General features: G+C 69.1%; 4 protein-coding genes. All 4 read right to left on the reverse strand.

The window, feature by feature from the left end:
* Window positions 1–1333, reverse strand: a 1333-nt coding sequence (locus ACIPIA_RS05600) for an HlyD family type I secretion periplasmic adaptor subunit (RefSeq protein ID WP_400507480.1), incomplete at its 3' end; no start/stop codon positions are given.
* 43 nt (window positions 1334–1376) lie between these two features.
* Complete coding sequence (locus ACIPIA_RS05605; RefSeq protein WP_400507482.1) at window positions 1377–3551, reverse strand: cadherin-like domain-containing protein; 2175 nt, start codon at window positions 3549–3551, stop codon at window positions 1377–1379.
* Window positions 3548–5371 (reverse strand): type I secretion system permease/ATPase, encoded by a 1824-nt coding sequence (locus tag ACIPIA_RS05610; RefSeq protein ID WP_400507484.1) that lies wholly within the window; start codon window positions 5369–5371, stop codon window positions 3548–3550. The genes ACIPIA_RS05605 and ACIPIA_RS05610 overlap by 4 nt, the downstream gene beginning before the upstream one ends.
* Window positions 5372–5449: 78 nt before the next feature.
* A partial coding sequence (locus tag ACIPIA_RS05615) for a peroxidase family protein (RefSeq protein WP_400507486.1) occupies window positions 5450–9225 on the reverse strand: 3776 nt, incomplete at its 5' end.

Here is a 9225-nt window from a genome sequence, read left to right on the forward strand (position 1 = left end):
CCCGGAAGACGCGTTGGGCGTGGTCCATGACGGGTTTGGCGAGGAACGAGAGGGCTGTTCGGTCTTCGGTTGAGATGAAGACTTCGACGGGCATTCCGGGGAGGAGGCGGCGGTCGCCGAGGGCGATGGCGGCGTCCTCGATCTGGACTTCGCCGACATAGAAGCTCTGGCCGCTGGCGGGATCCTTCGTCGTCGCCGGCGAGAGATGGGTGAGCTTGCCGGAGACTTCCGGTGTGGTGTTGCGGTTGAAGGCCGAGAAGCGCATCCGCGCGGTCTGGCCGACATGGACCTGGTCGATGTCGCCGGGGGCGACGCGGATCTCGACCATCAGCCTGGAGTTGTGCGGCACGACGGTGGCGAGCCGTGCCGCCGGGGTGATGACGCCGCCGACGGTGAAGATCATCAGCTCGTTGACCGTGCCGGCGATCGGCGCGCGGATGTCCATGCGCGCGAGCCGGTCCTCGTTGGCGACGTGGCGGTCGTTCAGCTCGGAGAGCTTGGCCTCGACCTGGCGCAGCTCGCGCTGGGCCTCGGTACGCGCCGTTTCGTCGATCGCGATGATCTGGAGGCGGGCATCGCTGATGCGCAGCTTCGAGCGGGCGAGCGTGGCGTCGATCTCGCCGCGCTCGCCGAGCAGCCTTGCCCATTCGCGGTTGATGTTGAAGACCTTGACGCCGTCGATGAAGCCTTTCTGGTAGAGGCCGAGATACTTGCCGCGCTCGAGCTCGACGAGCCTGATCTCCTCGATCTTGGCGACCTGGCGTGCCTCCAGGCCGCGGATCTCCTCGCCGGACTGGACGATCGCGATCTCCAGCTGCTCCTTGCGGCTGTCGCGATTGGCCTTGTTGCCGGTGAAGAGGCGGGTCTCGCCCTCGCGGATATGGTCGACCTCGTCGGAGAGCCTGGCGATCTCCGCCGGATAGGTGACGCTCGCGAGATTGTCGCGCTCGGCGACCAGGCGGGCCTTGCGGCCGAGGTTCTCGGCGAGCTGCGAGCGGATGATCGAGAGTTCGGCGCGGGTCTGGACGTCGTCGAGCCGGAACAGGATCTGGCCTTCCTCGACATGGTCGCCCTGCCGCACCGCGATCGACTGGACGATGCCGCCGTCGCGGTGCTGCACCTCCTTGAGGTTCTGGTCGATCTTGACCGCCCCCTGGGTGACGACGGCGCCGTTCAATGCCGCAGTCGCGGCCCAGCCGCCGCAGCCCAGCACGAGCAGCAGCGCGAGGGCCGAGCCGGCGACGACATGGCCGCGCAACCGGAAGTTCAGGCGCCCGTCGCGGGCGGCCGGCTTTTCACCTGTGGCGGTGAAGTCGTGATTATGCGCGTTCATGGCGCTTTCCCCTCGCCGCCGGGTGGCCCGGCCGGCTCTTGCCTCAGACGTAATAGAGCTTGTGGTTGCCGTAGATCTCGATGGAGAAGTCCTTCGCCTCCTGCTGCTCGACATAGACGTCGACATAGGTGCGTTCGTGCTCGCCGATCTTCTCGATGCGGAAGCGGAAGGGGCGGCTGTCGCTGTCGTCGCCATAGGCCTGGCCGAAGCCGTCGCCATCGCCGTCGCGGCGATCCTCGTCGTCGTCATCGTCGCGGTGCGAGCGGAGCTGGTACTGCCTGACGACGATGCGGTCTCCGGCCTCGAGGTCGAGGATCTGGTGCACGAGATCGTCGGTCCGCCCGGGGGCGTCCCCGACGGCGAAGACGAAGCGGTCGTCGCCCTCGCCGCCCTTGAGCGTGGCGGCCTTCTCCCCGACGATCAGGCAGTCGTCGCCGCTGCCGCCGAGGATGGTCTCGAAATCGATCACCGTGTCCTCGCCGATCTCGATGCCGACGGCCTTGCCGCGCGTCAGGTCGACGGTGACGCCGTGCTCGGTGGCGGAGAGGTCGAGGGTGTCGTGGCCCTCGCCGCCGTCGTAGCAGTCGGCTGCGGCATCGCCGGTGGCGACGATCCAGTCGTTGCCGGTGCCGCCTTCGACCCGGTCGGCGCCGGCGCCGCCATCGAGCACGTCGTCCCCGGCGCCGCCGGCGATGACGTCGGCGCCCTCCCCGCCGAAGACGCGGTCGTCGCCGCCGCCGGCCAGGACGCAATCGTCCCCGGCGCCGGCATCGACCACGTCGTTGCCATTGCCGAGGGTGACCCGGTCGTCCCCGGCGCCGGCGCGCACGGTGTTGTTGCCGTCGCCGGCGGTGACGACGTCGTTGCCGGGGCCGGCGTCGATGATGTTGTCGCCGGAGCCGCCATCGACCGTATCGTCGCCCTCGCCCGCATCGATGATGTCGTTGCCGGCACCGCCGGTGATCACGTCGTTGCCGGCGCCGCCGTAGATCGTGTCGTCGCCGTCGCCGCCATGCAGGCTGTCGTTCCCGGCGCCGCCATGGATGACGTCGTTGCCGGCGCCGCCGAAGACGATGTCGTTGCCGGCTCCGGCATCGATCTGGTCGTTGCCGGCGCCGCCGGCGATGTGGTCGTTGCCGGCGCCGGTCACCACGATGTCGTTGCCGCCGCGCGCATCGACGATGTCGTCGCCGCCGAGGCCGCTGATCCGGTCGGCGCAGTCGCTGCCGAGCAGCCTGTCGTCGCCCGCCGTGCCGTCGACGTCGAGGAACTCGAGCACGCGCAGCGTCGCCGTCTGGCGCACGTAATCCTCGCCGTCGCTGATCCAGTAGGTCAGCGTGACCGTGCCGTACCAGCCGCCTTGCGGCTTGAACACCCAGCCCCCTTCGGCGGCGGCGAGCTGGCCGTTCGAGGCCCGCAGCCCGATGATCGAGAGCGGGTCGGCATCGGCGTCGCTGGCGCCCATGAGGAGGGCGAGGCTCGCGATCATCAGGGTCTGGCAGCCGCCGATATCGGCGAGCTGGACCGGGCCGGATACGCGCGGGGCACGGTTGCGCGGCTCCTGCGGGGTCGGGTCGTCGTCATCGCCGCCCCCGCCGGGCTTCGTGTCCGGGCCGTGCCTGTCGGGGCCGGCATCGGCCGGGCGGCCGGCATCGCCGGTCGGCGTCCGGGCGCTCGCCTCCGACGGGGAGGCGCCGCCACCGACGGCCGCCAGCGAAAGGCTGCGCCAGCCATTGTCGTTGTTCGCCGAGAAGCCGGCACCGAACTCGAAGATCGGCGAGGGATAGCGCGGCAGCGGCAGCTGCCCGTAGTCGATCAGCCGCGAGTCGATGTTGAGGAAATCCGGGAGGCCCGGGACGACATAGCCCGGCCCGCCGGTTCCGACCGCCCTGGCCGCGGGTGGTTCCTGGCCCAGCGACCCGGTCTCGTCGACGTCCGGCCCCTGGGCCGGCGCCCGCCCGTCGTCTTCGGCGACAGCCTGGTTGCGCGGGGCCTCCGCGGCCGCGGCGTCGTCCTTCGCCGCGGGGGGCGCCGCGGCATCGGTGCGCGCCTGGCCGGGGAACAGGCTCTTGAGGTAGATCGCCACCGCGGTGACGGCAAGCGCGAGCACGCCCGGCCAGCGGGGCGCCGGCGCCGCTTCGGCCTGCACCCGGCGATAGATCTGGCCGGCATCGGGAGCCTGGCTCTCCGCCGGCCTGGCGGTCTTGATCGTGATCATGCCGGCACCCGTCCGTGAAGGGCTGCGGGATGGTCGCCGAGCCCGACGGCCCGCGGCATGGCGGCCGGGCGCTCGACAGTGTTCGCGGCCGGCGCCCCGCTCGCGGCGCGCGGCTGGGCCGGCGCGAGGATCTTGTCGCGCGGGCCGAAGGCGACGAGCTTGCCCGCCTGGATCAGCCCGACATCGTCGACGGCCTGGAGCACGCTGGGCCGGTGCGCGACGATGACGACGATGCCGCCGCGGGCCTTGACCTGCCCGATCGCGGCCGTGAGCGCCGCCTCGCCCTCGCCGTCGAGATTGGAGTTCGGCTCGTCCATCACGACCAGGAAGGGATTGCCGTAGAGCGCCCGCGCCAGCCCGATGCGCTGGCGCTGGCCGGCCGAGAGGGCCGTGCCCTGCGGGCCGAGCTGGGTCTTGTAGCCCTGCGGCAACCGCAGGATCATCTCGTGGATGCCGGCAGCGGCGGCGGCCTCGACCACCTTCGCCGGCTCGGCATTCTCCGCCAGGCGCGAGATGTTCTCCTCGACGGTGGCATCGAGCAGCGCGACCTCCTGCGGCAGGTAGCCGAGATGGCGGCCGATCGCCTCCTCCGGCCATTGCTCGAGCTCGGCGCCGTCGAGGCGCACGGCTCCCCGCAGGATCGGCCAGATGCCGGTGATCGCCCGCACCAGCGTGGTCTTGCCGCCGCCGCTCGGGCCGATGATGCCGACGGCCCGGCCGGCCTGGACATCGAAGCTCGCCTCGCTGAGCAGGACCTGTCCGCTGCCCGGCGCCGCCACCGTGATCCTGTCGATCTTCAGCGACTGGCGCGGCGCCGGCAGTTGCATCGGCTCGACCGCCTTGCTCAGCGCCGTCATGGTCTCGCGCAGGCGCTGGAAGGCCATGCGCGCGGCGACGAAGGGCTTCCAGTTGGCGATCGCCTGGTCGACCGGCGCCAGCGCGCGGGCCGAGGCGACCGAGGCCGCGATGATCGCGCCGGCGGAGAGCTCGCCCTTGATGGTGAGATAGGCGCCGAGCCCCAGCGTCGCCGATTGCAGCACCATGCGCAGCACCCGGGAGATCGCGCCGAAGGTGCCGCCGAGATCGCTGGAGCGCGTCTGCAGCAGCAGGTGCTCGCGGTTGACCTCGTCGAAGCGCTCGACCGCGCGCGGCGCAAAGCCCATCGCCTTCAGCACCTCGGCATTGCGGGCGTTGCTGTCGGCGATGGCGCCGCGCGTGACGGCCGCCTGCCGGGTCTCGCTGTTGATGCGCCGGGTCAGGACCTCGCTGAGCAGCGTCAGCAGCGTCAGCACCACGGCGCCGGCCAGGGTCAGCCCGCCGAGCCAGGGATGCAGGAAGTAGACGAAGGCCAGGTAGAGCGGGATCCAGGGCAGGTCGAACAGCGCGCCCGGCCCCTGCCCGCCGAGGAAGCTGCGGACCGTATCGACGTCGCGGCCGCGCTCCATCGCCTCGGCCGTCGAGAAGCCGAAGCGCGGCATGTCGATGGTGACGCGATGCGCGACCGGCGCGATCTCCTTGTCGAAGCGCGCGCCGACCCGCACCAGAACCTGCGAGCGGATGACGTCGAAGCAGCCCTGGAAGAGATAGAGCCCGATGGCGAGCGCCGAGAGCGCCGCCAGCGTCTGGATGCTGCCGCTGGTCAAGGCGCGGTCGTAGACCTGCATCATGTAGAACGAGCCGGTCAGCGCCAGCAGGTTGATCAGGCCCGACACCGCGAACAGGAAGAGCACGATGCCGCGCAGGCCGCGGGTGAGGCGGGCGGCATCCCGCTTGCGGGCGGAGGAGAGTGTCCTGGAGGAGAGTGTCTTGGACGGTGCCATCTTGGCCCCCGAAAACTGCGAGTGAAGAGAAGGATCGGGCGGGCGGCCCCCCGGCCCGCCCGCCCGCTGCCGGTTCGATCAGACGATGAAGTTGCTGCCCGTCAGGTTGTGGCTGCCCTTCAGGTTGATCTGGAACTCGGCATCCGTCGCCGCGTCGACATTGCCCTTGACGATGGTGTACGCGCCGTCCGCCCGCGTCTCGTAGGTCACCGTCAGCTGGGCCGAGGCCGTGAAGCTTCCGCCATTGGCCAGCGTGAAGCTCTGGTTGCCGGCCTGGGTCGCGTCCGCGTCGATCGCGCTCAGATCGAGGCGGTCGCCGGGCTGGAAGTCGAGGATGGTGTCGCCATCCGCCCCGGCCGCGCTCAGGAAGCGGAAGGTGTCGTTGCCCGCCCCGCCCTCCATCACGTTCACCGCCTCGCTGGCCGTGATCGTGTCGTTGCCGGAGCCGGTCGCGACGTTCTCGATGCCCCACAGCGTGTCGGTGCCGCTCTGGCTGCTGACCGCCTGGCCGCGCCCGTTGAGCCCGTTGCCGAGATCGACGGTGAGATTGGCCGTGATCGCCGAGAAGTCGAGCGTGTCGATGCCGGTGCCGCCATCGATCTCGTCGCCGAAATAGGTGTCGTCGCCATCGCCGGCGGCGGCAATGATGAGATCGTCGCCGCTGCCTGCGACCACCGTGTCGTTGCCGGCGCCGGCATCGATCAGGTCGTCGCCCGCCCCGCCGAAGATCCGGTCGTTGCCGGCCTCGCCATAGAGCATGTCGGCGCCGCCCCCGCCGAAGACCTGGTCGTCGCCCGCTCCGGCGAAGACCACGTCGCGGCCATCCCCCGCATCGACGAAATCCGCCCCCTCCCCGGCCGAGATCGCATCGGCCCCGCCATGGCCGGTCAGGGTATCGTCCCCGGCGAGGCCGACGAGGTTGTCCGCCCCCGCCGTGCCGATCAGCACATCCGCCGCCGCCGTGCCGCTGCGCAGCGCGCCCCCCGTCGCAGGGTTCGGATTGGGCGCCGGCGTACCCGGGCCGTCATCGTCATCGTCGCAGCCGCAGGACGGATCATCCCCGTCATCATCGTCGTCGCCGCCCGAAGACGTGTCGTCGTCGTCTTCGTCGTCGTCGGCGTCTTCATCGTCGCCGCCCGAAGACGCGCCGTCGTCGTCATCATCATCCTCGTCGTCATCACCCTGACCGTCGTCCTCGCCCTCGTCATCCTCGTCGTTCACCTCGAAGATGTTCTCGGGCAGGTCCGTCAGGCCGGTGTTGCGCGCGATGATGTCGGCGAATTCCTGGCCGTCGATGAACTCCTCGTAGAAGTCGAAGGCCTCCAGCCGATCCTTGTAGTAGAACCGGTCGGCTTCCTGCAGGCGGTCGAACTGCTCGTGCAGCACGACCCAGAAGGTCTGGCCGACCATGCCGCCATTGATGTGCTTCTCGGCGAGGCCACCGACCCAGAGATCGACGCGATCGATGCCCTTCACCGTGTTGCCGTTGACGAGCGCGATGTCGGGATTGGCCGCGACGAAGGCCGCGAGCTTCTCCGGCGTATCGAGCACGAGGTCGGGATAGGCCTGCTTGAATTGCGCGATGACCGTATCGCTCAGTCCATTGCGTGCCTGGAAGTCTTCCCAGGAGGCGTAGGCCGACATGTTGCCGGCATAGCCGACCGCCTCCGCGACGTAGGAGTTCTGCGAGGCGGCGAGGTCCTTGCGGATCTGGTTCAGCGTACCGAGGCCGACATCACGGCCGCGGGCCACGTTGAACGAGAACAGGTCGGCCTGGATACGCACGAGATCGTTGCGCACGGCGTCGACGATGTTGAAGTCGACCTGCTCGGCCGGCTGCGTCGCGATGCCTTCCAGGATCGGGTTGATGCCGTACTGCTCGTAGCCGGGTTGCGGCACATAGCCGTACTGCGCGAGCTGGGAAAGCGGCATCGTGAAGACGTCGGCATCGTTGCTCGGGTTCAGGAAGGCATCGAACAGCGCCACCTGCTTGGGCTGGCCGTTGGCGTCCATCACCGTGATGGTCTGGCCGATCAGCGAATGGCCGACCCGGTACACCGCCGCCGCGAATTCGTGCGAGATGCCGGGGTCGGCGTCGGGGTTGTAGCCATTGTTGCCATGGTCGCCGTCGCCGCGGATGCCGCCGATCAGCGCATCCGCGAACTCGGTGAACACCACGCGCTGGTATTCGGCCTCGTTGAGGACCTTGGCCGCCTCGAACAGCTCCTGCTCCGTGCCGGTGAAGCCGGAGGCGAGCAGGTTGTCGACGTGGAAGTTGTGGTTGCGCGCCCAGATGGTGTGCATCGAGGTGAGCGTGAAGTTCTCGTTCGCCCGGCCATCGCCCGCCACATAGTGGTCGAGCAGGCTGATGAACGGGTTGGTGTCGAGCAGAAGCGGCTGGCCGGAGCCCATGAAATTGTTCGCGAGCTTGCCGTAGACCTGCGGATCGAAGGCGCCATCCGGCCCGATCAGGTTGCCGGTCGCGGTCTCCGACACCGGATAGTTGGAATAATAGGTACGGAAGGCGATCTGGCCGCCGGGTAGCGACGGGTCGGTGAAGACCGTGTTGTTGTCCCAGTGATGCTGGATCGCCTCGCGCAGGGTCGGCAGCAGGCTGAAGGAGGGATTGGACGGGTCCGGCGCCCCCTTGAGCAGATAGGACGTCAGGCCGCCCTCACCGTCGCCCTGCCGCAGGAACTGGCCGATGAGGCTGTGCGAGCCATAGGCCTGGTTCTGGTCGACGAAGGTCGAGGTCTTGTTGAGGTGCTGGGGCACGCCCTCGTCGTCGATCGCGAAGACCTCGCCGCGGGTCAGGTCGGCCGGGTTGCCCTGGCCGGGCTGGCCGATACCGGGCGCACCGATCTGCACCGTGCCGTTGACGGCGTTCTTCGGGATGAAGTCGAGCCCGTGGTCGAAATACTGGCCGAACGCCATGAAGAAGATGTTGGCGTTGTTGCTGGCGTGGGGCAGCCCGGCTTCCTGCGCGCCGAGGATGTTCGAGATCGCGCGGGGGTCCAGCCCTTCATAGATCGGGTTGAGCTCGCGGTTGTCGATCCCGGCGTCGTAGTCGCCGTAGCGCGCCTCGGTCAGCCGGATGAACGGCGTGTCGGCAGCGCCCCATTCCGGATTGTCCTCGTTGTTGCCGGCGCCCGAAAGCGTCCGCACGCCGAGCGCGTGATCGGCATCGTCCTCATCGGCGAAGGGCCGCTGGCCGTTGATGAGCTTCTTGAGCCCATCGATATCGCGCTGGGACATTTCGAAGCCGCCGCGCGGCTGATCGTCCTCCTCGCGGATGATCGGCGTGCCGGCGGATGCGAAGGTGATCGAGTGAGCCCCGTTCGAGAGCGTCGTCGTCCCGTTCGGATTGACGGTGCTGACGTAGTCGGCGGGCGAGCTGCCCTCCATCAGCTCGATCACGTCCTGCGGGCGCAGCGTGCCGACGATGGTGTCGTTGCCGCCGTTCGAACGGAACAGGATGCGGTGGGCCGAGGCCAGGCTCGAAATATCGACCGTGTCGTCCCCGCTCGAACCGTTGATGGTGATCGTGCTCGTGCTCAGGCTGGTCGGCCCGAAATTCCCGATCGGCAGCACCGTGTCGTTTCCGGCCCCGGTGTTGATCACGATCTCCTCGATATTGTCGAGCTCGGCGATGATCGAGCCGTTGTTGGTGCCGTTGCGGGTGATGACGATCTCGGTATTGGCCGCAATCGCGAGCCCCGCAGCCAGCGCCGCCGCCCGGCTGTAGACCCGGTAGGTCTCGCTGCTGCCGTCGCCATTCACGACGAAGGTGTCGGTGTTGGCCCCGCCGTCGACGAGGTCGCGATCGTCACCGACCGCCCAGACGACGGTATCGT

The sequence above is a fragment of the Allobosea sp. CER48 genome, from assembly GCF_044752385.1.
Lineage (GTDB): Bacteria > Pseudomonadota > Alphaproteobacteria > Rhizobiales > Beijerinckiaceae > Allobosea.